Source organism: Flavobacterium denitrificans DSM 15936, from assembly GCF_000425445.1.
Classification (GTDB): Bacteria; Bacteroidota; Bacteroidia; order Flavobacteriales; family Flavobacteriaceae; genus Flavobacterium; species Flavobacterium denitrificans.
Genome location: NZ_AUDL01000008.1, coordinates 347,537 through 373,222, shown reverse-complemented (window position 1 = coordinate 373,222; position 25,686 = coordinate 347,537). Strand labels below are relative to the sequence as shown.

General features: G+C 32.0%; 24 protein-coding genes. 17 read left to right on the top strand and 7 right to left on the bottom strand.

Annotated features, from left to right (window positions below):
* The first annotated feature begins 53 nt into the window (after nucleotides 1-53).
* The 14 genes from H600_RS0105210 (at nucleotide 54) to H600_RS0105145 (ending at nucleotide 15,824) form a co-directional block, all read left to right on the top strand.
* Nucleotides 54-929, top strand: a complete 876-nt coding sequence (locus tag H600_RS0105210; protein WP_026727802.1) for an N-acetylneuraminate synthase family protein — start codon at nucleotides 54-56, stop codon at nucleotides 927-929.
* Between the two features lie 22 nt (nucleotides 930-951).
* Entirely contained in the window at nucleotides 952-2,343 is a 1,392-nt protein-coding gene (locus H600_RS0105205) for a hypothetical protein (RefSeq protein WP_026727801.1), read from the top strand.
* A gap of 12 nt (nucleotides 2,344-2,355) precedes the next feature.
* The gene (locus tag H600_RS0105200) at nucleotides 2,356-3,432 is read left to right on the top strand and encodes a glycosyltransferase family 4 protein (RefSeq protein WP_035108379.1); all 1,077 of its coding nucleotides are present in this window, start codon (nucleotides 2,356-2,358) and stop codon (nucleotides 3,430-3,432) included.
* 18 nt (nucleotides 3,433-3,450) lie between these two features.
* The gene (locus H600_RS0105195) at nucleotides 3,451-4,884 is read left to right on the top strand and encodes an MBOAT family O-acyltransferase (protein WP_026727799.1); all 1,434 of its coding nucleotides are present in this window, start codon (nucleotides 3,451-3,453) and stop codon (nucleotides 4,882-4,884) included.
* A complete protein-coding gene (locus H600_RS0105190; protein WP_026727798.1) occupies nucleotides 4,884-5,765 on the top strand; it encodes a hypothetical protein in 882 nt (293 codons plus the stop codon). The genes H600_RS0105195 and H600_RS0105190 overlap by 1 nt, the downstream gene beginning before the upstream one ends.
* Before the next feature lie 3 nt (nucleotides 5,766-5,768).
* Nucleotides 5,769-6,914 carry a glycosyltransferase family 4 protein gene (locus H600_RS0105185; RefSeq protein WP_026727797.1) on the top strand — a complete coding sequence of 382 codons (1,146 nt, stop codon included), beginning with the start codon at nucleotides 5,769-5,771 and terminating at the stop codon, nucleotides 6,912-6,914.
* A gap of 11 nt (nucleotides 6,915-6,925) precedes the next feature.
* Complete coding sequence (locus tag H600_RS0105180; RefSeq protein WP_026727796.1) at nucleotides 6,926-8,464, top strand: glycosyltransferase family 2 protein; 1,539 nt, start codon at nucleotides 6,926-6,928, stop codon at nucleotides 8,462-8,464.
* A gap of 3 nt (nucleotides 8,465-8,467) precedes the next feature.
* Nucleotides 8,468-9,469, top strand: a complete 1,002-nt coding sequence (locus H600_RS0105175) for a glycosyltransferase family 2 protein (RefSeq protein ID WP_026727795.1) — start codon at nucleotides 8,468-8,470, stop codon at nucleotides 9,467-9,469.
* Complete coding sequence (locus H600_RS23160) at nucleotides 9,466-9,891, top strand: class I SAM-dependent methyltransferase (RefSeq protein WP_245176540.1); 426 nt, start codon at nucleotides 9,466-9,468, stop codon at nucleotides 9,889-9,891. The genes H600_RS0105175 and H600_RS23160 overlap by 4 nt, the downstream gene beginning before the upstream one ends.
* Nucleotides 9,892-10,280: 389 nt before the next feature.
* Nucleotides 10,281-10,835, top strand: coding sequence for a serine O-acetyltransferase (locus H600_RS0105165; protein WP_026727794.1), 555 nt, complete (start codon nucleotides 10,281-10,283; stop codon nucleotides 10,833-10,835).
* Entirely contained in the window at nucleotides 10,835-11,944 is a 1,110-nt protein-coding gene (locus H600_RS0105160; protein WP_026727793.1) for a glycosyltransferase family 4 protein, read from the top strand. The genes H600_RS0105165 and H600_RS0105160 overlap by 1 nt, the downstream gene beginning before the upstream one ends.
* 3 nt (nucleotides 11,945-11,947) lie before the next feature.
* Nucleotides 11,948-13,024 (top strand): glycosyltransferase family 4 protein, encoded by a 1,077-nt coding sequence (locus tag H600_RS0105155; RefSeq protein WP_026727792.1) that lies wholly within the window; start codon nucleotides 11,948-11,950, stop codon nucleotides 13,022-13,024.
* On the top strand, nucleotides 13,024-14,370 hold the full coding sequence (locus H600_RS0105150; protein ID WP_026727791.1) for an O-antigen ligase family protein: 1,347 nt from the start codon (nucleotides 13,024-13,026) through the stop codon (nucleotides 14,368-14,370). The genes H600_RS0105155 and H600_RS0105150 overlap by 1 nt, the downstream gene beginning before the upstream one ends.
* Before the next feature lie 62 nt (nucleotides 14,371-14,432).
* Nucleotides 14,433-15,824, top strand: a complete 1,392-nt coding sequence (locus H600_RS0105145; RefSeq protein ID WP_026727790.1) for a sugar transferase — start codon at nucleotides 14,433-14,435, stop codon at nucleotides 15,822-15,824.
* 1 nt (nucleotide 15,825) lies between these two features.
* Here the strand turns inward: H600_RS0105145 and H600_RS0105140 are convergent, their stop codons facing one another.
* Nucleotides 15,826-16,962, bottom strand: a complete 1,137-nt coding sequence (locus H600_RS0105140) for a lipoprotein N-acyltransferase Lnb domain-containing protein (protein ID WP_035108378.1) — start codon at nucleotides 16,960-16,962, stop codon at nucleotides 15,826-15,828.
* A gap of 39 nt (nucleotides 16,963-17,001) precedes the next feature.
* Entirely contained in the window at nucleotides 17,002-18,069 is a 1,068-nt protein-coding gene (locus H600_RS0105135; protein WP_483413840.1) for a putative type IX sorting system protein PorV2, read from the bottom strand.
* A gap of 244 nt (nucleotides 18,070-18,313) precedes the next feature.
* Here H600_RS0105135 and H600_RS0105130 point away from each other — a divergent pair, with 244 nt between their 5' ends.
* The gene (locus H600_RS0105130; protein ID WP_026727787.1) at nucleotides 18,314-19,045 is read left to right on the top strand and encodes a CDP-alcohol phosphatidyltransferase family protein; all 732 of its coding nucleotides are present in this window, start codon (nucleotides 18,314-18,316) and stop codon (nucleotides 19,043-19,045) included.
* 11 nt (nucleotides 19,046-19,056) lie between these two features.
* Entirely contained in the window at nucleotides 19,057-19,911 is an 855-nt protein-coding gene (locus H600_RS0105125) for a glycoside hydrolase family 25 protein (protein ID WP_026727786.1), read from the top strand.
* Nucleotides 19,912-20,011: 100 nt separating this feature from the next.
* Here the strand turns inward: H600_RS0105125 and lptB are convergent, their stop codons facing one another.
* The 4 genes from lptB to H600_RS0105105 all read right to left on the bottom strand — a co-directional run bounded on the left by lptB (nucleotide 20,012) and on the right by H600_RS0105105 (nucleotide 23,035).
* Entirely contained in the window at nucleotides 20,012-20,752 is a 741-nt protein-coding gene (lptB, locus tag H600_RS0105120) for an LPS export ABC transporter ATP-binding protein (RefSeq protein WP_026727785.1), read from the bottom strand.
* A gap of 159 nt (nucleotides 20,753-20,911) precedes the next feature.
* A complete protein-coding gene (locus H600_RS0105115; protein ID WP_026727784.1) occupies nucleotides 20,912-21,262 on the bottom strand; it encodes a carboxymuconolactone decarboxylase family protein in 351 nt (116 codons plus the stop codon).
* On the bottom strand, nucleotides 21,255-22,070 hold the full coding sequence (gene tatC, locus H600_RS0105110; RefSeq protein WP_026727783.1) for a twin-arginine translocase subunit TatC: 816 nt from the start codon (nucleotides 22,068-22,070) through the stop codon (nucleotides 21,255-21,257). The genes H600_RS0105115 and tatC overlap by 8 nt, the downstream gene beginning before the upstream one ends.
* Entirely contained in the window at nucleotides 22,070-23,035 is a 966-nt protein-coding gene (locus H600_RS0105105) for a KpsF/GutQ family sugar-phosphate isomerase (protein ID WP_026727782.1), read from the bottom strand. Before H600_RS0105105 ends, tatC begins: the two co-directional genes overlap by 1 nt.
* 88 nt (nucleotides 23,036-23,123) lie before the next feature.
* On the opposite strand from H600_RS0105105, the gene recQ reads away from it, so the two are divergent.
* Entirely contained in the window at nucleotides 23,124-25,319 is a 2,196-nt protein-coding gene (gene recQ / locus H600_RS0105100; RefSeq protein ID WP_026727781.1) for a DNA helicase RecQ, read from the top strand.
* A gap of 122 nt (nucleotides 25,320-25,441) precedes the next feature.
* Here the strand turns inward: recQ and H600_RS0105095 are convergent, their stop codons facing one another.
* Entirely contained in the window at nucleotides 25,442-25,684 is a 243-nt protein-coding gene (locus tag H600_RS0105095; protein WP_026727780.1) for a hypothetical protein, read from the bottom strand.
* Between the last annotated feature and the right edge of the window lie 2 nt (nucleotides 25,685-25,686).

Sequence of the window (25,686 nt, the reverse complement as noted above, 5' to 3'; positions counted from 1 at the left end):
AAAAATTAAAAATTTTGAATATTAAAATAGTAAAATATAAATAAAAATAAGAAATGAAAAATTACAAAGCCCCATATGTAATTGCAGAAATTGGATGTAATCATAAAGGAGATATAAAGATTGCAAAAGAGTTGATTCGCATGGCAAAAATTTATTGCCAAGCTGATGCTGTCAAATTTCAAAAACGAAATAATATCGAATTGTTAACTGAAACACAATATAATGCTCCGCATCCAAATCCAGCAAATTCATACGGACATACTTATGGAGCACATCGCGAGTATCTAGAATTCAATCTTGAACAACATGCTGAATTGAAAAAATATTGTGAAGAATTAGATATCAAGTATTCTACTTCTGTATGGGATTTGACTTCTGCTAAAGAAATAGCTTCTTTACAACCAGATTTTATTAAAATTCCATCAGCATGTAATAATAATTATGATATGTTGTCTTGGTTGTGCGAAAACTATCAAGGCGAAATTCATATTTCAACTGGAATGACAACAAAAGCTGAAGCAGATGATCTAGTGAACTTTTTTATTGGGAAAAAAAGAAATCAAGATTTAGTTCTGTACAACTGTACTTCAGGATATCCAGTTCCATTTGAAGATGTATGTTTATTGGATATTAATTTGCTTAAGGCAAAATATGAGGGTGTTGTTAAACATATTGGTTTTTCTGGACATCATTTAGGAATTGCAGTAGATGTAGCCGCTTATACTTTGGGAGCAAATATCATTGAAAGACATTATACTCTGGACAGAACATGGAAAGGAACTGATCATGCGGCTTCATTAGAGCCAGAAGGTTTGCGCAAGTTAGTACGTGATTTAAAAGCAGTTCATAAAGCTTTAACATTTAAATCACAAGATGTTTTACCAATTGAACAAGTACAAAGGGAAAAATTGAAAAATCAAAAAGTTTAAATTTTATAGTAAAGATTTTTAGATGTCTTCAAAAAAAATAATGGTTTTGTTTCCAGATGGAGGAGGATTAAGAAATTTTGCCTATTCTTCATTTAAGGGAATAGGTGATGAATTGGGCTTTGAAATAATTTATTGGAATGCAAGTAATTTCCCGATTCATGAAAATTTAGGATTTAAAGAGCTAAAAATTAAGAATGGAAAGGTGCGACCACTCACACCTCTTTTTTTAAGAGCGAAAAAACATATTGAATTAAATCTTTGGAAAAAAGAATTTAATGATTCGGTTTATGATAAATACAAATTTCCTTTCAGTTTTTATGGAGTAAAAAAAACGCTTATAAGTCTTTTCATACTTCTATTAATTCAACTTTATGCTTCACGGAAAGGGTTGGCTCGATTAATAAAAAAAATTAATAATCAAGAACGAAAAAATTCGCGTTATGAGTTTTGCAAGAAGCAATTGTTGGAAAATAAACCACAAATTGTATTTTGTTCTAACCAAAGAAATTCACAAGCTATTAGTGCAATTTTGGCAGCAAGAGATTTAGGAATAAAAACAGTTTGTTTCATACAATCATGGGACAATGTTCCTAAGGCAATGAATGTGTACGAGGCTGATTATTATATAGTATGGAGTAATTTGATGAAAAAAGAGTTGCTGCAATATTATCCGCTAATAAATGAAACTCAAGTTTTTGTTACTGGAACACCGCAATTCGAATCTAATTTTAATGAAAGTTTAGCTTTGTGTAGAACAACTTTTTTTCATGAACATAATTTAGATGCAAATAAAAAATACATTTGTTATTCAGGTGATGACTTTACAACTTCGCCACTAGATCAATTTTATTTAGAAGATCTTTGTAAAGCAGTAAGGGAGCTAAATATGCAAGGAGAAAATTTAGGAATTATTTATAGAAGATGCCCTTTTGATAGTTCTGATAGGTATGATTTTGTTTTGGATCAAAATAAAGACATAGTTCAGGCTATTGATCCATTATGGAAAAAGATTCATGGTGTTGGTGATTTAATGCCATTGCGAGAAGATGCACAAATGTGGTATAATATCTGCGAGCATAGTGAAATGGTGGTAAATATTTGTTCAACTACCATTTTTGATTTTGTTACCCATAATAAGCCTTGTATTTACTTGAATTATGAACAGCCCCAATTAAAAAAAGGAATTAGGGATATTGGCCAAAATTATGATTATGTCCATTTTAGATCGATGCCGAGTAAAGAAGCCGCTGTTTTTTGTACTAGTAAAGAACAATTAAAAGGACAACTAAAAAAAGTTCTTTATGGTGAAGTTTCAAATGTTGGCGAGTGTAAAAGATGGTTCAATATAGTTGCCGGAAAAGAACCTGAAATTGCATCAGAAAAAATTTGGGAAGTTTTTAATCAACTAATTTAATAGTTAATTAGTATGGTTCAAAGAATAGCAATTATCTGCAACTACGAATTGCTTCCTGAAAGAGTTGGAGGAATGGATTATTTTTTCTGGGATTTTGATAAAAAATGCAAAGAAAATGGTGTTGAGGTCGATTGGTTTTTTCCAAATATTTCTGATCATGGTAACTATTCAGAATTGACAATTTATGAAGCTGGAGAAGTAAGTTTGGAAAATAGCTTTTTGAAATTTCTTGAAGAAAATAAATCTAACTATTCCCATATTATTACTCATTTTGTCGAATTATGTACACCTTTTTTTCATAAAATAAAAAAAGCATCTGAAGCAAAAATCATTGCTGTCGATCACAATCCTAGACCTTTAAATGGTTATTCATTAAAGAAAAGAATTAACAAGAAATTAAAAGGATTCCTTTTTTCTAGATATATAAATCTTTTTGTTGGCGTTTCTGATTATACAGTAAATGAAATTTTAAAAGATTTTGGCTCTCATTTAAAATCTAAAACAGTTACAATTTATAATGGAGTTGTTATTGATAAAATTTTAATGAGAGAAAACAGAAAAGTTGCTAAACCTTCTTTTTTAGTTGCCTCTCACCTCAGAGAGTCAAAAGGAATTCAGGATTTAATCGACGCAGTTTCATTTCTTCCGAAAGAAATAAAAGAAGAATTGCAGATTGATATTTATGGTGACGGACCTTATAAAAATGAGTTAATAGAGAAGGTTGGGAAAAATGATCTTCAAAATTGTTTTGTCTTTAAAGGAAGCAGATCCAATTTAAATGAGATTTTTTCTCAATATGATTATATGTTGCAGCCTACACATATGGAATGTTTCAGTTTGTCGATTTTGGAAAGTCTTGCAGCCAATGTGCCAGTTGTTACCACAAATGTGGGTGGAAATAATGAAGCAATAACAAATGAAGAAAATGGATTTATTTTTGAAGCTAAAGACATAAAAGCTTTGGCCCAACTATTAGAAGATATTTATATTGGAAACAAAAAGATATCTATAAATACAAGGCAATTAATTGCCAATTCCTTTTCTTTGCCAAAAATGCTGGAAACTCATTTTAAACTAATTAAAAATTAAAATTTCAAAAATACCTGAATGTTTTTTAACTCATTAGCGTTTGCTATTTTTCTGCCAATTGTTTTTTTTCTGTATTGGTTTGTTTTCAATAAAAACAAAAGCACACAAAATGCTTTACTAATTGTTGCCAGTTATTATTTCTATTCTTGCTGGGATTGGAGATTTTTATTTTTACTGGTTTTTTCTACATTTCTAGATTATTACACTGGAATTCAAATTGAAAAAGAAAAATCTGAAAACAGTCGTAAATTTTGGTTTTGGTTAAGTATAATCATAAATCTCGGTTTTTTAGGAATTTTTAAATACTATAATTTTTTTGCTACTTCATTTGCCGATTTACTAAATTCAGTAGGAATCAAGGCAAGCCCTATTTTATTGAAAGTGATACTTCCAGTCGGAATTTCATTTTACACTTTCCACGGGCTTTCGTATGTTATTGATATTTACTATAAACGAATTAAAGCCGAATATAATTTTGTTGATTATTCACTTTTCGTGAGTTATTTTCCGCTTTTGGTAGCAGGTCCAATTGAAAGAGCTACACATTTATTGCCACAGGTTAAAGTAAAACGAGAATTCGATTTTCAAACAGCCAAAGAAGGCATTTATCAAATCATCTGGGGATTAGTCAAAAAAGTAGTTATTGCTGATACTTGTGCAACTTATGCAAATGCTATTTTTGACCATTACACTTCAATGAATTCGTTTTCATTGATTTTAGGTGCAATTTATTTTGCTTTTCAAATTTATGGAGACTTTTCGGGATACTCAGATATAGCATTAGGAGTTTCAAAATTGTTTGGATTAGACTTATTGAGAAACTTTAATTATCCTTATTTTTCAAGAGATATCGCTGAGTTTTGGCGTCGTTGGCATATTTCACTTTCTTCTTGGTTTCGCGATTATTTGTACATTCCATTAGGTGGAAGTAAAGGGGGGCTTTGGATGAAAATCAGAAATACATTCATCATTTTCTTAGTCAGTGGTTTTTGGCATGGAGCCAATTGGACTTACGTAATTTGGGGATTGATAAATGCAGTTTACTTCTTGCCACTTCTTTTGTCAAATAGCAACCGAAATAATATGGACGTTTTTCAGCTTAAATTTGACTTTGATTCTTTTAAAGTGTTGGTCAGTATTTTATATACGTTTGCATTAACTTGTATTGCATGGGTTTTTTTTAGGGCCAAATCAATTACTGATGCTATTCTGTATTTAAAGCGAATTGTAATTAATCGAGACTTTGGATTTCAGTATTTAGATAATGAAAGATATAGTTATGAATTATTATTATTAATTGCAGTTTTTGTTGTAGTAGAATGGTTTAGTCGAAATAAAACAGAGCCTATTTCAGGAAAAAGAAGTTTGTTAAAAGCTGCATTAGCAATTGCCGCAATTATGGCGATAGGTACTTATTCCGATTATAAAGAATTTATATATTTTCAGTTTTAATGAAGAAGTTTTTAATTTATATAGCTAAAATTATAGCAATTACTTTCTTAATTGCGATTGCACTTGACGGACTTTACACCTATATTTTTCTGCAATCACAAAATAGAGGAAAAATTGAAACTGTCGTTAATTCAACAGCTCAAAAATATGATGTTGTAATCTTAGGATCTTCAAGAGCAAACAATCATTTTGTTGCACCAATGTTTGAAGAAAAAGGATTGAAAACGTTTAATTACGGAATGAGCGGTGGTCATTTATTTGAAGCCTCTTTAATGTTGAAATTAATGGTTGAAAGAAAATATGTTATTAAAAACATAATTCTAGAAGCCGATTTGAATCTTTCTAATGATAGAGAATCTGAAGGAGTAGCAGCTAAGTTTTTGCCCTATATTCATAACTCAGAGGTTATAAAAAATCATTTTGAAACACATGATAATTTCAATGAATTATATTACATTCCATATTACAGATATGTAAAGTATGACTCAAAAATTGGTTTCAGAGAAGTATACAAAGTTGTAAGAAAAGAAACTACGAATACTTTGGACAACTTAGGGTATTACCCGTTGCAAAAGCATAAAAATGGTAATATGAAAAACAATATTGTCAATTTAAATCCGCTTCCTCACAATAAATATTACGAGGAAATAAAAAGCATCTGTAAAGCGAATAATATTAATTTTATCGCTATAATGACACCAATGTGCGAAAATGTAGTAGGAATGAATTATTTTGACAAAGTAAAAAAAGCATATCCGGAAATTCATAATTGTGAAAATGTTGTTGTTGAAGATAAATATTTTTCGTCATGTGGACATATGACAGATGAAGGAGCTAAACTTTTTACAGCTAGAATTTTAAAAGATTTCTTCAAGAAATAACAGATGAAAATAGCTTTTTTAACGCCAGAATATCCCCATGCGAAAACTGGCAATTCAGGTGGTATTGGAACAAGTATCAAGAATTTAGCAATTGGGCTTTTGGCACAGGGAGTTTCAGTTCGAGTTCTCGTTTATGCACAAAAAGAAGATGCTTTATTTGATGATAATGGTGTTTTAATTCAGCAAATAAAAAATGTAAAAATTAAAGGATTGTCGTGGTGGTTTACCAGAAAGAAATTGGAAAGAATTATAAATGAATTATATTCTAATAAAAAAATTGATTTAGTTGAAGCGCCAGATTGGACGGGAATTACGTCGTTTATTAATCCAAATAAATGCCCAATTATTATACGATTGCATGGCTCTGATGCTTATTTCTGTCATTTGGATGATCGTCCCGTAAAATGGAAAAATAAATTTCATGAAAAAAGAGCTTTAAAAAATGCTGATGTATTACTTTCAGTGAGTCAATTCACAGCGGATAAAACTAATTCAGTTTTTGGATTGAATAAGAAATTCGCAATTATTCCGAATCCTATTAATTCGAAATTGTTTCAAAATGACAGTGAAAATACTGATACAGACCAAACCATACTATATTTTGGAAGTTTAATAAGGAAAAAAGGACTTTTAGAATTGCCTTTAATTTTTAATAAGGTTTTAGAGAAAAATCCAAATGCTAAATTAATTTTAATTGGTAAAGATGTTCCAGATATTATTTCGGGAAATGCTTCAACTTGGGGAATGATGCAAAAACTCTTTTCAGAATGTGCTTTGAAAAATGTGGAATATTTAGGAAGCGTTCCTTATGATGGAATAAAAGTAAAAGTTCAGCAATCAAGAGTATGTGTTTTCCCTTCTTTTGCTGAGGCTTTTCCTGTTTCTTGGCTTGAAGCAATGGCATTAGAGAAACCTATTGTTGCTTCAAATATTGGTTGGGCAAATGAAGTGATCGATGATGGAAAAAGTGGTTTTTTAGTAAATCCTAAAGATCATGTTTTATATGCAGAACGAATAATTGATTTTTTAGAAGATGAAAATTTATGTATGAAAGTAGGAAAACAAGCTCGAAAAAAAATTGAAGAATTTTTTGATATAGAGGTTTTGGCTAAAAAAAATATTGATTTTTATAAACAGATAAAAGTATAATTCAGATAAAAATGCAGTTAAAGGAATTCATTACAACTAACGGAGAAATTATACTTTATAATGGAGAGCCAAATTTTGCTAAGCTTGAAATTTTAGCAAGTGGTGGAGGTGATATTTGGCATAGTTCGTTCGAGCAAGGATACAAAAATGCTTTTCCTGAACTTGTATATCAAACTGCCGTTTTTTTTATGTTTATAAATGATTTTGATGATCTTGACGAAAGTGTAAGCTGGAGAATCAATCCAAATCAATTTGCTGTGCGTAAATCGGTTTGGGACCAATTGAATGGGTTTGATACCGATTATCAAAATGTTCAATTGCAGGCACTAGATTTTGGCTATAATGCGTTGCGTAATTCTGCAGCAGTTCCATTATATGTCAAAGGGCTTTTTAAGCAAAATTTGAATGAAGAGATTAAAATTTCAGCAAAAGACAGATATGTTTTCTTCAGAAAAAACTTCAAAATAGATCATTCTATTTATATGTTATATAGAGAAGGGTTTTGGAAATGGAATGAGTGGAACGCTTTTTTTTATGCAAAAAAAAATTTCAAGCAATCGCCGAATAAACCTGTAATAGCTCCTCGTGAATTATTACCAATTGAAGGAGAACCAACTGTAAGTTACATTATTCCTACAATGATGCGTCAAGATTTTACCTTGCAGTTGCTACACGATTTAGCAGTTCAGACATATCCGCTTTCTCAGGTCGTTATTGTTGATGCAACTCCAGAAAATGCAAGAGATGAAAAAATGTATCAAAGAGAAGATTTTCCTTTTGAATTAATTGTTAAATGGCAAGAAACCAAAGGAAGTTGTCGCGCAAGAAATGAAGCGATTGAATTATGTACAGGAGATTATATTGTTTTTGGAGATGATGATGTTCGAGTATTTCCTAATTTTATAGAAAATCACATTAAAATATTGCAGACTTATAAAGTTAGTGCATGTAATGGTTTGGATATTCAGGCAGATAATCAACAGCAAAATCTGGCTGATTTACAAAATAAGCTTAAAAAAGTCCAAAATAGTAGATGGAAAGTTGGAGCGACTCCAAATTTCAGTAATGCAAATTCTTGTGTAAAAACAGAATACGTTAGAAAATTGGTTGGCAACGACATTAATTTTGATGGCGGTTACGGAGAAGACAGCGATTTTGGATTGTCATTATTTAAATTAGGACAAATTGTTCTTCATAACCCATTTTCGCCTAATCTTCATTTGAAACCACCTATGGGGGGATATCGATTTTGGGGCAAGCAAGCTAGTGTTTTAGGGAAAAAAAGAAAAACACAACCTTGGGAATTAGATGTTCCAGTAAAAAATATTCGTCCAGTACCAAGTCCAACTATCATGTACGGCATAGTAAAGCATTTTTCTAAACAGCAAGTATTAGAATATAAATACAAGTATTTTTTCTTATATCTTTTTAAAGGATCAAAAAAAGGTTTCATATATCGGTTTTTACGAATTCCGTACAAAAATCTTCAGTTTAAAAAATCGCTTTTTTATGCTAAAAAATTAAACGATTTAGGAATTAGACACAAATAATATATGAAATTTTCCTTAATCATTTGTACATATATGCGCCCTGAGCCATTGCTAAAACTATTACAATCGGTTCGATTACAAAGCGCTTATCCTGACGAGATTTTAATTGTCGATGGGTCTTTAAACAATAAAACGGAAACAGTTTTAAGAGAAAATCAATTCGAAAATTTAAAATATTTTTTAGTTGATGATGCCGGTCGAGGACTTACCAAACAGAGGAATTTTGGAATTAAAAAAGTTAATAGCAATAGTGAGGTCGTATGCTTTTTAGATGATGATACTGTTTTAGAACCAGATTATTTTGAGGAAATAATTAAAACATTTCAAGATAATAAGGACATAATAGGAGTTGGAGGTGTAGCTATAAATGAAAATAAATGGAAACCTCAAAAAGCTAATGTCCATTACAAGACTAAAAAATATTATTTGTTTGAAGACTATTTTTATCCTGAAGGATTAAGAAATATTGTCAGAAATTATTTGGGATTATCTTCCAATTTAGGGCCAGGAAAAATGCCAAATTATTCTCATGGACGAACTTGTGGTTTTCCAATGACTGGTGAAATCTATGAAGTTGATTTATTGATTGGAATGTCAATGTCTTTTAGAAAAACCGTATTTGAAGAAATAAAATTTTCTAAATTCTTTGAAGGTTATGGTTTATATGAAGATGCAGATTTTAGTTTAAGAGCTTTGCAGTTTGGTAAGAATGTAATTAATACCAAAGCTAAATTAAGCCATTTTCATGACCCTTCAGGGCGACCAAATCAGTACAAATATGGAAAAATGGTGGTAAGGAACGGCTGGTACGTTTGGAGAGTTAAAAATCCGAAACCGAATTTTAAAGATCGTTTTAAATGGAATGTCATAACTATTTTGTTGACTATAATCAGATTTACTAATACATTTTCAGGCAATAACAAAAAAGAAGCTTTTACTGAAGCGATGGGAAGAACAATAGGTTGGTGGAGTTTATTATTTGATAAACCAAAAATTGAAAAATGAAAACAAAAGAGACAATTTTAGAAACGAATATAAAGCAGAAAGAATTTTATAATCATAAAAAGAAAAATTTTGCTACTAGTGTTTGGTCGAAAATCAGAAATGGACTTTTAAACCGAATCAAGAAAAATATTGGAGTTCAAGATCAATCATATGTTTTGCATAAAGAATGGTTTGGTGACTTATCTTCGAAAAAGATATTAGATTTAGGTTGTTTTTCTGGGAATTATTGGTCAATGTATTTAGCAGAAAATGCAAAGGAATATTTAGGGATCGATTTAAGTGACGTCGCTATTTCAAAATTGAGTGAAAGAATCAAACATTTGCCGAATGCAGAAGCTAAAGCAATTGATTTCCTTTCTGATGAATTTACTTCAAAAGATTTTGATCTAATTTATGCGTACGGAGTATTACACCATTTTTAAAATACATCAATTTTAATTGATAAATTAAATGAAAAATTAGCCATAGGTGGAGAAATTATTAGCTACGATCCGCTTGAAACGAGTTACCCTGTTAGATTTTAAGAACATTATACAGATCTTTTCAATCTGATGCTGCTTGGGAATAGCCATTCACAAAAAAAAACATTTTATTTGTTTCAGAAATCGTTTAATATTGTTGAAAGAAGAGGACTGCTAGGTAAATCAAAGTGGGTCGCTTTCGTAAATATCTTACCAATTTCTGGTAAAAGGAAAAATGAAATTGGACTAAAATGGCATCAGCAAGATTGGAACGATTCTAAAAACATTAGATTCAGTTTTGTTTAGTTGTATGCGCCTCACAATTTTGATGAAAAAAAAATAGTAATTCAATGAATGTATTTCAATTAATAGCTTCAGATTATAAAAAGTATCAGAAATATGGTGGTCATTTTTTTAGCATCGTATTTCTTACACAAGGTTTTTGGGCTGTTTTTCAATATAGAATTGCAAATTTTGTTCACACTAAAGTAAAATGGAAATTAGTTAGATTTCCTTTGTTAGCTTTCATTTTGTTCTGGCAGAAAAACGTTGAAATTTTTACAGGTATTTCTATTCCTTATGCTGCAAAAATTGGACATTCATTTTACATTGGTCATTTTGGCGGGATTATTATCAATTCAAATGTTGTAATTGGGGATAATTGTAATATTTCTCAAGGAGTAACAATTGGAGTTTCTGGGATTGATGAGAATCGAGGAACACCTATTTTAGGAAATGAAGTGTATGTTGGAGCAAATTCAGTTATAGCAGGCAAAATTATTTTAGGGAATAATGTTGTAGTTGGAGCATGTTCAATGGTGAAAGAATCATTTTCTGAGAACTCAATTGTATTAGGAGTTCCGGCGGTTTTAATTTCTCAAAAAGGTTCTAAAGGTTATATTTAATGAAATTTTTAGTTGTTACGAACGCTCCCATCATTTATAAAGATGACAAAGCATTTGCATATAGTCCATATGTGAAAGAGTTAGTCGTATGGTCAAATTATGTTAATTTGACTTTTTGTTGTCCAGTGTGGAAAACAGACAATGGGCTACTTATTTCTGAAATTCCTTTTTCGATTAATGAACATTATAAGTTGTTTGATAATAATCTTAAGTCATTAAAAGAAATCGCAAAAACATTTTTCTTGACTTTTGCTAATATTTGCATTCTTTTTAAAGCAATGTATCATGCCGATCATATTCATTTGCGTTGCCCTGGGAATGTTGGTTTGTTGGGGTGTGTAGTGCAAATCTTTTTTCCTAATAAAAAGAAAACCGCTAAATATGCAGGCAATTGGGATCCTGAAAGTAAACAGCCTTTATCCTATAGATTGCAAAAATGGATTTTAAATAATACTTTTTTAACTCGAAATATGCAAGTTTTGGTTTATGGAGATTGGAAAAATAAGTCTAAAAACATAAAGCCATTTTTTACTGCAACTTATTCTGAAAAAGAAAAAGAAGTTTTTGCAGAGAATAAATCAAATGAAATAATAGAATTTATTTTCGTTGGAAGTTTAGTTGTTGGTAAAAATCCTCTTTACGCTATCAAATTAGTTCAAAAGCTAATTGAAAGCGGGAAAAAAGCACACTTGAATTTGTATGGGAATGGTATGCAAAAAGATAATCTCGATTTATACATTAAAGAAAATAAATTAGGAGATTTTATTGTTTTACATGGAAATCAAGATAGAGAAACAATTAAAAAAGCCTATCAAAAAAGTCATTTTGTAATATTGCCATCTAAAAGTGAAGGTTGGCCAAAAGCAATTGCCGAAGGTATGTTTTGGGGATGCGTACCTATTGCGACAAAGGTTTCCTGTGTTCCTTTTATGCTTGATTTTGGAAATAGAGGTGTTTTACTAGAAATGGATTTAGAAAAAGATTTTACTCAGCTTCTTGAAGTGCTTGATAAACAGGATTTTTTTTCGGTAAAAAGTAAATTAGCACAAGATTGGTCGCAACTTTATACGACAGATTTTTTTGAGAAAGAGATTAAAAATTTACTGTAAACAATGAGAATTGTACAAATTATTGATTCCCTAGATGCTGGTGGGGCTGAACGTATGGCAGTAAATTATGCCAATGCATTGGCGAGTAAAATTGAGTTTTCTGGGTTGGTCGCTACAAGGAAAGAAGGCGCTTTGAAACAGCAGTTAGGTTTGGGTGTCGAATATCTTTTTTTACAGAAAAAAAGACAGATTGATATTATGGCGATTTTTCGATTAAGGAAATATATTACTAAAAATAAAATAAAGATCATACATGCACACAGTTCATCATTTTTTATAGCTGTAATTGTAAAACTGACTTTGCCTAAAATAAAAATTATTTGGCATAATCATTATGGGAAAAGAGCAAATGAATCATTCAAAGAGAATAAAGTTTTAATTTTTCTTTCAGTATTTTTTTCTTCTATTTTGGTCGTTAATCTTCAATTAAAAGATTGGAGTAAAAAAAACATGAAATGTAAGAACATAATTTTTATTCCTAATTTTGCTTCGGAGCATAATATTTCTGAGTCATTAACAACATTAAAAGGTGTAAATAACAAAAGAATTGTGTTTTTGGCTAATTTAAAAGACCCAAAAAATCACATTTTGATTCTTAAAGTATTTTTAGATTTAAAATTGAAGGAACAAAACTGGAGTTTGCATTTGATAGGTAAAGATTACTTTGATTCTTATTCTGATGTTTTAAAAGATTTTATTGCGTCCAATTCTCTGGCAGAACACATATTTTTGTATGGGGAACAAAATGATATTAAGCATATTCTTTCTCAGTGTTCTATTGGTGTTCTATCTTCCACGGAGGAAGGTTTTCCTGTCACATTGTTGGAATATGGTTTGCAAGGCTTGGCAGTCGTTTCTACAAATAAAGGGTATTGCCCTTTTGTTATTAAAAATGAAATTTCAGGATTGTTATTTAATCCATTTTCAATAAACGAAACTAGTGAACAAATGTTGAGGATGATTGAAAATGCTTCACTCAGAGAAAAAATGGGTAATAATTTAAAACAGTTTGTTTTGGAAAACTATTCAGAAGATGTTATTATAGAAAAACTAATCTCGGTTTATCAATTAAACTATTAATGAAAAATACCAAACTTTTATATCCTTTACTTGTTATAATTCACGCTTGTATTGCATTGGCAATTTTTGTTTTGCCAATACTTTCAAAATTGTATGCTTTTATAATTCCTGCTTTTGGTCTTTATTATATAATTAAAACAAAAAACAAAAATAATGAAGTGTTACTTGTTTGTGCCTATTTAGTAGGTATTGAAGTTTTTTTGCGAATGACTGGAGGTAATTTTAATAATGAGTATGTGAAATTTAGCCTTATTTTTTTCATGTTTGTGGGCATGATTTATAGTAGTTTTTCGCCAGCTTCATTTATTTATTGGTTTTTCTTGATTTTGCTTGTTCCATCTATTCTAATTACATCAACAGCTGTAGGATATGATATTGATGTCAAGAAAATGTTGTTTTTTAATCTTTCAGGGCCGGTTTGTTTAGGGATTTGTTCGATTTATATGTACTCCAGGAGAATTGAGCTTTCGCAATTGCAAAATACTCTTTCCATGATGGGATTGCCAATTGTGACAACAACTGTTTATTTGTTTTTATATAATCCAAGCGTGAAAGATGTGGTTAGAAGTACTGGATCTAATTTTGAAACCTCAGGTGGATTTGGGCCAAATCAAGTTGCGACAGTTTTAGGCTTAGGAATTTTTATTTTTTTTACACAGCTAATATTGTTTTCAAAGTCTATAAAAGAAATGGCTTTAAATGGATTTCTGCTTGTATTTATTAGTTATCGTGGGATTGTTACTTTTTCAAGAGGAGGAATTATAACTGGAGTAGTGATGATCTTGTGTTTATTGGTTTTTTTATATTTTTTTACAAAAGGAAAAGGAAAAGCAAAATTTGGTTTGGTCCTTATTTTGACGGGTTTAATGGGAATAGCAATTTGGACTTATAGTTCGATTCAGACCAGTGGATTGATAGAAAAACGCTATGCAAACAAAGATGCTTTAGGGCGAGAAAAGAAAAGCGTTTTAAGTGGACGAGAAGGAATTATGGATTCTGAAATAAAGCTTTTTTTAGATAATCCGATATTAGGAGTAGGGGCAGGAATGGGGAAAGAAATACGAAAAGAATCTGGAACCGTAATTGCCTCACACAATGAAATAACCAGAATGCTTGCTGAACATGGTATGTTTGGCGTTTTAGGACTTTTGATATTACTTATAACACCATTAATTTTTTTTATAAATAATAGACAACATCTCTATTGCATATCTTTTTATCTTTTCTGGCTTCTGACCATAAATCATGCCGCCATGCGAATTGCGGCACCTGCATTTGTTTATGCTTTGTCATTGCTCTCTGTTCGAATTGTATTTCCTGAAAAAGCAACAAAATCTGACAGTTAAATTATAATTTTTATAATACATTTGCGTTGAAGAAAAGTCCCCAACTTTAAAACTTACAACCTATTATGGCACGAAAAAAAATGCATTTCGAGATTTCGGAAAGGAAAATATTATTGCGCTTTTTTGATGCTGTTTTTGTTTTCACTGGCTTATACCTACTGCACTTCTTTTTTGATAATAGCTACTACATATTAGACTGGCATTATTTTTACCGACCAATTCTGCTTTTTGCTTATATCTTTATCTTTGGAGTTATATTTGAAATGTATAACCTTCAGGTTTCAAGCAATCAAATTCAAATACTTCGAAGTGTTATATTGACGGTAACAAGTTCTGTAATACTATATTTGTTTACTCCTATTTTATCTCCAGAACTTCCCAAAAAACGTTTAGTCATTTTGTTTTTTTATTTTGTAGTACTCTTGATTTTATTGTTTTGGAGAATTTTTTATGCGGTTTTTTTAGCATCCCATCGCTTTTCGCAGAACGTTGTTTTAATATGTGAGAGAAGCCAGGCTGAAGGATTGGTTACGGGACTTGAAAACGTTGACCCGCATTATAATATAATTGGTTTTGTAAATTCTGATTCAACTTTCGATGAAAACAATGAGTTTAATTATGTGAAGGAAATTAAGAAGCATGATTTGGAAAATTTTGTACTTCATCACAATGTTTCAGAAATCGTAATTGCAGCGCAAAAAACAGATGGAATTACAGCTGATTTGTACCAGCAATTACTTCATTTATTAGAATCAGGAAATATTATTAAAGAATATACGCATGTTTATGAAAGCAAAACACAGCGCATTCCGGTTCATTATATAGAACGAGATTTTTATCGCTTTTTCCCATTTAGCCGAAGCAACAGTAATAAGTTATATTTGATATTAATTCGTTTAATAGAATTTGTTCTTTCTTTTATTGGGTTGGTCTTTTGTTTTGTTTTTATTCCGTTTATTTTTATTGGAAATCTTATTGCAAATAATGGAAGCTTATTTTATACGCAAGAACGAGTGGGTAAAAATGGTGAAGTATTCAAGATTTATAAATTTAGAACCATGATCGAAAATACTGATGTAAATGGCCCTTTTGCACAATCAAATGATCGAAGAGTTACGCCATTTGGGAAATTTATGCGAAAATCTAGATTAGATGAACTGCCACAGTTTTTCAATGTTTTGATTGGCGATATGGGTGTGATTGGTCCTCGTCCTGAACGTCCTTATTTTGTTGCTGAAATTGCCAAAATTATGCCATTTTATGAAACACGACACGTAATCAAACCTGGATTAACCGGTTGGGCTCAGGTAAATTATTCTTATGGAGAATCTATAGACGAGAGTTTGATAAAACTTCAATATGATTTGTACTATATCAAGCACAGAAGCGTTTTTCTTGATTTAAGTATTACATTCAAAACCATAACAACAGTTTTGTTTTACCGTGGACAATAACTTAGATAATAATCGGAATACGTTTTTTGTTTCTGATGGCTACTCTTACTAAAACAAATCCGCTGGTAATAATCATTGGCAAAACGATAAAAAAGTGCGCTTTGTTGATTAGGAATAATGTATAGGCCAATAAAAAAAGTAAATGTAAAACGGCAAATCGATACGTCCATCTTTTGTTTTTCAGAATTGAGAAAACAAGCAAAATCAACAACAGCGGACTAAACAAAAGAACATTATAATTCATCGCCAATTCGTGGTGAAAAGAATAAAATCCAACAGCCACAAAAAAGACTCCCATTAACGATAAAATCAAAAGATAGATCTTGTCAACCACTTTGTTTTTTGCCAAGATTACAAAGCCCAATATTATGATATAAGTATAAACATTATTCCACCACGATGAAGGTGTTTCTTTCTCAAAACTCAATAATGTTTGACTTTTTTCTGCCAAAGGATGTCCTTGAAAAGTAGTTTTCTCTAAACTGCTTTTTAATTCAAAAGGAAGAAATATTTTTGTTCCCAATTGATCTACTTTGGTTCCAAAAATAATGCTGGTTCCAAGTTTATCATAAAAATGTCCGTCAAAATAGGGGAATAATATCGAACGATACGTTTTGTCAGTATCTCTTTTTTTTGTTATTACATTTCCATTTAAACTTTTATTGATAATATCGACAACCATCGAAGTACAATTTTTATCAATAAATTTATAAGTATAGTAACGATCTTCAGAAAGCAAAGTAGCATTCAAATTGTCAAAAATCTTTTGTTTTGAATCTTGTGAGATAATCAATTCTTGCTCAAAAACACTTCTCTTCTCGTAATTATATTCATTCATAAAATCAATAAATGGATGAGTAATTACAAAATATTGTAAATCACCTTTTGCAAATTTGGCTACAAAATTTGGTGTTCTAAAATCAAACGCACCATAATTGTAAACCAGATCAATGTTGTTTGAAGGATCGGCAACACGAATGGCTGTATGACCAAAATAAGAATAAGTTTCGTTTCCAAGTCCGCAAGTTAGAACGCTAATTTTGGCATCTTTTGATAATGGCAAATTTTGGCTGTAGCCAATGAAACTCATTAAGAATAGTAAACAAAAAAGTGTTTTTTTGAAAAGGACATTTTTCATAATTTAAAATTTTTAAGAAGTTTTATTGAGTTGTAAAAATTATCTAAAGATACCTAAATCGACTTTTAGGGAAAAAATATTCGAATACAAAGCAGTGCTTTGATTTCCTAAATCAGTTAAAGCATAATCAACCTGAATGCCTTTGTATCTAAAACCAAGACCAATATTGGGTTGGAAATTCACTTTTTCAGTATTGTCCAATTGCATTACATTTTGAAAGTTTCCAGCGCCTGCTCTCAAGAAAACAAGATCGGTATAACCAAATTCAAAACCAATTGCAGGATCAATACTTACCGCTTTTGAAGAAATAATGTCATTTGTTTGCTCAAAACGCATGTTCAAATTTACAGCTGTCATAAGACTGTAGTCATTATGAAAATCAAATCGTCGTGAAACTCCCAATTGTGCTTTTGGCAAAGTTATCTCAGTACTTTCGGGCAATTCGTTGTTTTCTCCCGGAATTGCATTGGCGATTTTAGCATATTCTTCTTCGTCAATATTCCAGATATTATAAGTGGTCGTAATGTCGCGAAGCATCAATCCGAATTTCCAGTCATTTCGCTCAAATTGCAAGCCGAAATCAAAACCAAACCCCCAAGAATTGGCAAATTTTCCAATAATTCTTCGAATCACTTTTGCATTTACGCCATATTGAAAACCTTCAACAGGGAGTTTTCTTGCGTAAGAAAATGTAAAACCATAATCTGCCGTCGAGAACAAGCTGATTCTATTATAATCGATATTTCCTTGGTTGTCGATTAATTGTGTGGTGTCCATAATATCGTCAACACCAAAACGAATCATCGAAATTCCCCAAGCACTTCTGTCATCAATTGGACTAGCATAGCCTATATAGTCGTACTGCGCAATATTGGCAAAATAATTTGCATGCATTAGTGAAATTTGATGATCTTCAAGATGCGTTAATCCTGCAGGATTCCAGTAAACTGCATTCACATCGTCTGTAGAAGCTACAACCGCACTCGACATTGCTAATGCTGAAGCATCAACACCAATATTCATAAACTCATTCGAATATTTTCGAACGGTTTGTGCATACTGTGAAGCATAACTCCAAAACAATAAAAACGCAAAAAGTTTTTTCAACGGCTATTTATTTGCAGACTGAGGCCTGTTTTAATTTTTTCCAAAAATAGAATATTTTACTCATCTAATTTTCGTCCTTCTGATAAATATCGACAAAGTTGCGATTTGAAACTTCTTTTTAACGGACTCGTTTTCTATCTAGTATGAGAATTCAGGTAGATTGTTTAAATAATTTAGCATAAATGTAAAAATGGCATGTTATTTTATACGAAATTTGTTCTCACCATTGTCAAAATTTAAAAAGATGAATATCAAAAAACACATTCCTAATTTAATTACCTTAATAAATCTTTTCTGTGGCTGTGTGGCCATTGTTTTTATTTCCAAAGCTGTTGAAACAGGAGATTCATTTAACTATGAAATGGCTTTTTATATGGTTTGTTTGGGAATCTTCTTTGATTTTTTTGATGGTTTTTTTGCCAGATTATTCAAAGTTTCAAGTCCGCTAGGGTTACAGTTGGATTCTTTGGCAGATATGGTTACCAGTGGTGTTGCACCAGGTTATGTTATGTACACTTTGTTTCTAAATAGCGCGCACGAGTTAGGAACAAATCCAGCGATTCCGTTTCTTGGATTTATCGTTACTTTGGGTTCTTGTTATCGATTGGCAAATTTCAATATCGATACACGTCAAACCGATTCGTTTATTGGTTTGCCAACTCCTGCAAATTCATTGTTTATTTTAAGCTTGCCTTTGGTTTTGAAATTTTCAGACTCGTTGATGTTGCTTGAAATTTTAACGAATCAGTATGTTTTATTGGCGATTACATTGTGCAGTGCTTATATTTTAAATGCAGAGATTCCTTTGTTTGCGTTAAAAATTAAAAAGTTTACTTTCAAGGATAATGTGTTGCAAATTGTGTTTTTAGCAATTTCTCTTGTTCTGCTTTTATTGCTTCAGTTTGGGGCAATTCCAGTTATTATCATTTTTTATGTATTGCTGTCAATCGTAAATAATTTGTTTTTGAAGAAGTAGTTTACATTGTAATGGCAAGAAAAACAACTTACCGTAAAACATATGCAAGAAAACCGGCCGGCAGATCTTTTCTAAGCAAGCTGATTCGGTTTATTGTATATTCCTTTTTAATAGTGCTTTTCATTGGAACAATATATCATTATCGTGCCGGATTAGCGTATTACCTCGGATTTAAATCAGATAATACTTTAGATGAGAATGAAGTTGATAAACATCTTTCAGATGTTCGTAATATTCGTGTTCTCGAAAATCACAAAGGAAAAGTGGTGGGGTTTGATGTATCTGAATTTCAAGGAAAAGTGGATTGGGAAGAAGTTGAAATTCTGGATGAAAAATATCCGGTGCAATTTGTTTTCATTCGAGCAACTGCCGGAAATGATTATGTGGATAGGCAATTCAAAAGAAATTGGGAAGGTGCAAAAGAAAATAAAATTATGCGCGGGGCATATCATTATTATCGTCCAAATGAAAACTCCATTGAACAAGCGAATCTTTTTATTAAAACGGTGAAATTGCAGAAAGGCGATCTTCCTCCAGTTTTGGATATTGAAAAATTGCCAAAAAATCAGCCTTTAGACAGTTTGAAAAAAGGATTGAAGCGTTGGTTGACTAAAGTCGAAAAACATTATCAGGTTCGTCCGATAATTTATTCGGGCGAAAGATATTATTCGGATTTTCTAAAAGAAGAATTTAGCGAATATTTATTCTGGATTGCGAATTACAATTTTTACAGAGAAAAAATAGAAGACGATTGGCTTTTCTGGCAGTTTACAGAAAAAGCATCTTTGCCGGGAATCAAACATCGCGTTGATGTTAATATTTATAACGGAGATTTAGAACAATTGCAGTTTATTACAGTAGAGTAAGTTTGCAGTCACAGTCGCAGTTTTCAGTGTTTTTGTAAAGAATTTTTAGTTGCAGTTTTCAGTATTCACTGAGACTGAAAACTGCGACTGAATACTTTTTTTAAAACTCAAGTTTCTTTTTACGAAGTTCAAAATTCTGTCCAAGATAAACACGGCGAACCATTTCATCTTCAACCAATTCTTCCGGAACTCCGGCTTTTAGGATTCCTCCTTCGAACATTAAGTATGTTTTATCGGTAATTGCTAAAGTTTCCTGAACGTTGTGATCAGTAATAAGGATTCCGATATTTTTATTTTTTAATTGTGCAACAATTCGCTGAATATCTTCAACCGCAACCGGGTCAACTCCGGCGAAAGGCTCATCCAATAAAATAAATTTTGGATCAGTTGCTAATGCGCGTGCGATTTCCGTACGACGACGTTCACCTCCAGAAAGTAAATCACCTCGGTTGGTGCGAATATGTTCTAAGCTGAATTCTTCAATTAAACTTTCCATTTTGGCAATCTGAGCTTCTTTAGAAAGTTTTGTTAATTGTAAAACACTCAAGATGTTATCTTCGATACTTAATTTTCTAAAAACCGAAGCTTCTTGTGCTAAATAACCAATTCCTTGCTGTGCACGTTTGTACATAGGATAATCGGTAATATTCAAATCATCAAGATAAATATTCCCCATATTTGGTTTTACCAATCCTACAATCATATAGAAAGAAGTGGTTTTTCCAGCACCATTCGGACCCAAAAGTCCCACAATTTCCCCTTGATTTACCTCAACAGAAATTCCTTTTACAACACTTCGGCCTTTGTATGTTTTGATTAAATTATCGGCTCTTAGCTTCATTTTTTTAATTAGATAATATCTTAATTAGATAATGTGTCAATTTGATAATGAGATAATTATTATCTCTGTTGGCAAAATAAGATAAAATAAATTAATCAATTAAAGGAATTAACATATTGTATGAAAATTATCTAATTGACTAATTATCTCATTCTCTAATTATTTGCCTTGCTCTTCAAGTGCTTCCCAAAATTCGTAAGCTCTTCTTAAATGAGGGATAACGATTGTTCCGCCAACAAGAGTTGCGATTCCCATAGCTTCCATCATTTCTTCTTTAGAAATTCCTTCCTTGTAGCTTGTTTCTAAATGATATTTTACGCAGTCGTCGCAACGCAAAACAGCTGATGCAACTAAACCTAAAAGTTCTTTTGTTTTTACGTCAAGTGCTCCGGGAGCGTATGCGTTTGTGTCAAGGTTAAAAATTCGCTTTACAATTTTATTATTGTCAGCTAATAATTTTTCGTTCATTTTAGAACGATAGTCGTTAAATTCTTGAACTATATCAGACATTTTCTTTTAATTTATTTCGATAAACAATTTTTGAAATAAGGATACTTACTTCGTAGATAATCAACATCGGAATTGCCACAATGGTTTGGCTTACAACATCCGGTGGTGTTACGATTGCGGCGATAATCAAAATGATTACTACAGCATATTTCCAGTATTTTCTTAAGAAAGTAGGAGTTACTAATCCTAACTTGGTTAAGAAATAAATAGCGATTGGCAATTCAAAAAAGATTGCACTTCCAAGAATACTCGTTTTGACCATTCCCATATACGATTCGAGCGTAAATTGGTTTTTTACAACATCACTTACAGAGAAAGTGGCAACGAAATTCACCGACATTGGGATTACTACAAAATACCCAAACAATACGCCTAAAAAGAAAAGCAATGATGAAACGAATATAAATAGTTTCGCATTTTTTCTTTCTTTTTCATATAAAGCCGGACTGATAAATTTCCAGATTTCCCATAAAATATAAGGAAAACTCAATATGAAACCTGCCAGAAGACACATCCACACAAAAATGTTTACTTGGCCTTCCATTTCGGTATTCTGAATGATGAAATTCAGTTCTGTGATACAAATGCTATCTGCAAATCCTAATGAATGCGATAAGTCGCAAAACCAAACATAGGTAAAAAATGTTGGCCGAATTGGGCCTAAAATAATTTGATCAAACAAATAATCACTAATAAAATAAGTAACAAATGCCATAATGCATGTTGCAAGTGTACTTCTAACCAATAACCATCTTAGTTCTTCAAGATGATCCAAAAATGACATTTCGCCAAGATTTTTCTTTGCCATTATACGATTCCTTCTTTTAAAATGTCATGTAAATGTAATACTCCTTTGTATTCGCCGTTATCAGCAACGATTAATTGTGTAATCGAAAAATCTTCCATAATATTCAAAGCGTCAACCGCCATAGTTTCCGAAGATATTGTTTTAGGATTTTTTGACATAATATCTCTGGCAGTTAAGTCCGCAATAGTATCTACGTCATTTAGCATTCGTCGGATGTCTCCATCGGTAATAATTCCGACGATTTTGCCATTTTCAATAACAACTGTTACACCTAATCTTTTTTCAGAAATTTCGAAAATTGCTTTTTTGATTGAGGTTTCTGGTGTAACCATTGGTTTTAACGAGTGCTCAATCATATCTTTTACTCGAAGCAACAATTTTTTGCCTAAAGCACCTCCCGGATGATAAATTGCAAAATCTTCAGGTTTGAAATCACGCATTTCCATCAAACACACGGCCAATGCGTCTCCCATAACCAGTTGAGCAGTTGTGCTGTTTGTTGGCGCAAGGTTTATTGGGCAAGCTTCGATTTCTACAGTTGTGTTTAAAACATAGTCTGAGCCTTTTGCCAAAAAGGAAGTTATGTTTCCTGTCATAGCAATTAAAGTATTTCCAAAACGTTTTAATAACGGAACTAACACTTTAATTTCCGGACTATTTCCGCTTTTTGAGATGCAGATAATGATGTCTTCATTTTGAATCATTCCTAAATCGCCATGAATGGCTTCTGAGGCATGCAAAAACATAGAGGGAGTTCCTGTAGAGTTGAAAGTGGCTACCATTTTTTGAGCGATGATAGCGCTTTTTCCTATTCCGGTAACAATCAAACGGCCTTTGGTTTCATAAATCCGCTGGACAGCTTCGTAGAAATTTTCGTCAAGAAAATCAATTAATTTTGTAATTGCCTCACTTTCAGATAGTATTGTTTTTTTGGCAATCGCCAATATATTTTCTTTTGAGATCAAAACAGAATATTTAAAATTTGTATGTATAAAAGAAAGTTGTATCTTTATGTGTTGCAAATTTATACAAAAATATCCATTAAAATAAAGAATGAATTCAAACGAAATTGAAATACACAAGGAATTAAAGAAGTATTTCGGCTTTAGCCAATTTAAGGGCTTGCAGGAGCAAGTCATTACGAGTATTTTAGATAAGAAGAATACTTTTGTAATTATGCCTACGGGCGGTGGAAAGTCTCTTTGTTATCAATTACCCGCTTTAATTCAGGACGGAACAGCTATTGTTGTTTCACCCTTAATTGCTTTGATGAAAAATCAGGTCGATGCGATTCGAAGCCTTTCTTCAGAAAACGGAATTGCCCACGTTTTAAATTCCTCGCTTACTAAAACTGAAATTGCCCAAGTTAAAAAAGATATCAGCTCTGGTTTAACCAAGCTTTTATATGTAGCTCCCGAATCATTGACAAAAGAAGAGTATGTGGCGTTCCTGCAAAGTGTGCCAATTTCTTTTGTTGCAATTGACGAAGCACACTGTATTTCAGAATGGGGACATGATTTTAGGCCGGAATACAGGAATCTTAGAAATATAATTAAACAATTAGGGAAAGTGCCAATTATTGGGCTTACCGCAACTGCAACCCCAAAAGTTCAGGAAGATATTCTGAAAAACCTTGATATGTCTGATGCAAATACTTTTAAAGCATCATTCAACAGACCGAACTTATTTTATGAAGTTCGCACCAAAACGAAAAACATTGAGTCGGATATTATTCGATTTATCAAACAACATAAAGGAAAATCGGGAATTATTTATTGCTTAAGCCGTAAAAAAGTAGAATCGATTGCCGAAGTTTTACAAGTTAACGGAATCAGCGCTGTTCCGTATCATGCAGGTTTAGATGCAAAAACACGAGCCAAACATCAAGATATGTTCTTGATGGAAGATGTAGATGTTGTTGTAGCAACAATCGCCTTCGGAATGGGAATTGACAAACCAGATGTTCGTTTTGTAATTCACCACGATATTCCAAAATCACTTGAAAGTTATTATCAAGAAACGGGTCGTGCCGGACGCGATGGTGGTGAAGGACATTGTCTTGCTTATTACTCTTATAAAGATGTAGAAAAGCTTGAGAAATTCATGTCTGGAAAACCAGTTGCTGAACAGGAAATTGGTTTTGCACTTTTGCAGGAAGTTGTGGCTTACGCCGAAACCTCAATGTCACGCAGAAAATTCCTTCTTCATTATTTCGGAGAAGAATTTGACAGCGAAACGGGTGAAGGAGCCGATATGGACGACAACGTTCGTAATCCAAAACATAAAGTGGAAGCGAAAGAGCAAGTGGTCAAATTGCTTGAAATTGTTCGCGATACCAAACATATTTATAAATCAAAAGAAATTGTGTTTACTTTAATCGGGCGTGTAAACGCTGTGATAAAAGCACATAAAACAGATACACAATCGTTTTTTGGTTCAGGATCAGATCATGACGAAAAATACTGGATGGCATTATTGCGACAAGTTTTAGTTTCAGGCTATTTATCAAAAGATATTGAGACTTATGGCGTTATAAAAATCACAAAAGAAGGTTTGGATTTTATCAAAAATCCAGTGTCATTTATGATGTCTGAAGATCATGAATATACTGAAGCAGATGATGAAACAATTGTGACAGGAGGGAAAGCTTCTGGTACTGCAGATGAAGTTTTAACGGGAATGCTTCGTGAACTTCGTAAAAAAGTAGCCAAAAAACTTGGAGTACCTCCATTTGTAGTTTTTCAGGATCCTTCTCTTGAAGATATGGCTTTAAAATATCCGATAACTATACAGGAATTGTATAACATTCATGGTGTCGGAGAAGGAAAAGCAAAAAAATACGGAAGCGAGTTTGTGGCTTTAATTAGCCGTTATGTCGAGGATAACGATATTATCCGTCCAGACGATTTGGTTGTAAAATCTACAGGAGTTAACTCCGCTAATAAATTATACATCATTCAGAATATTGACAGAAAGTTGCCTTTAAGTGATATCGCTTCTGCAAAAGGACTTTCGATGGATGCTTTGATTAAAGAAATGGAGCAAATTGTTTATTCTGGAACCAAATTAAATATCAAATATTGGTTGGATGATATGCTTGATGACGATCAGCAAGAAGAAATTCACGATTACTTTATGGAATCAGAATCAGATAAAATCGAAGATGCTCTAAAAGAATTTGATGGTGATTATGATATTGATGAATTGCGTTTAATGCGTATTAAATTTATTAGTGAAGTTGCTAATTAAAAAGTTTACAGTCGCAGTTTACAGTCTCGGTTAGCAGGCTGTAAGCTGTGATTAAAAAAGTTTACAGTCTCAGTTTACAGTTTGCAGTTTTTTACTGAGACTGAAAACTGAGACTGCGACTTTTACTGATCACTATACACTTCCCCTCGATGCGGTTTCAAAGCATCTCTTACCTGAATCATATTTTCATCGGTTACAACCATAAAAGCTATGGCGTACATGTCATCGATGATTTTAAATCCTGTAATATTTAAAGGAAGCTTTTCAATAGCGATATATTCTTTTAAATGAATTTCGTGATGTTCGGCAGTTTTTGCAGAAGCCGGGCCACGGAAATCCCAAATTAGTTTTATTTTTCTAGACATTT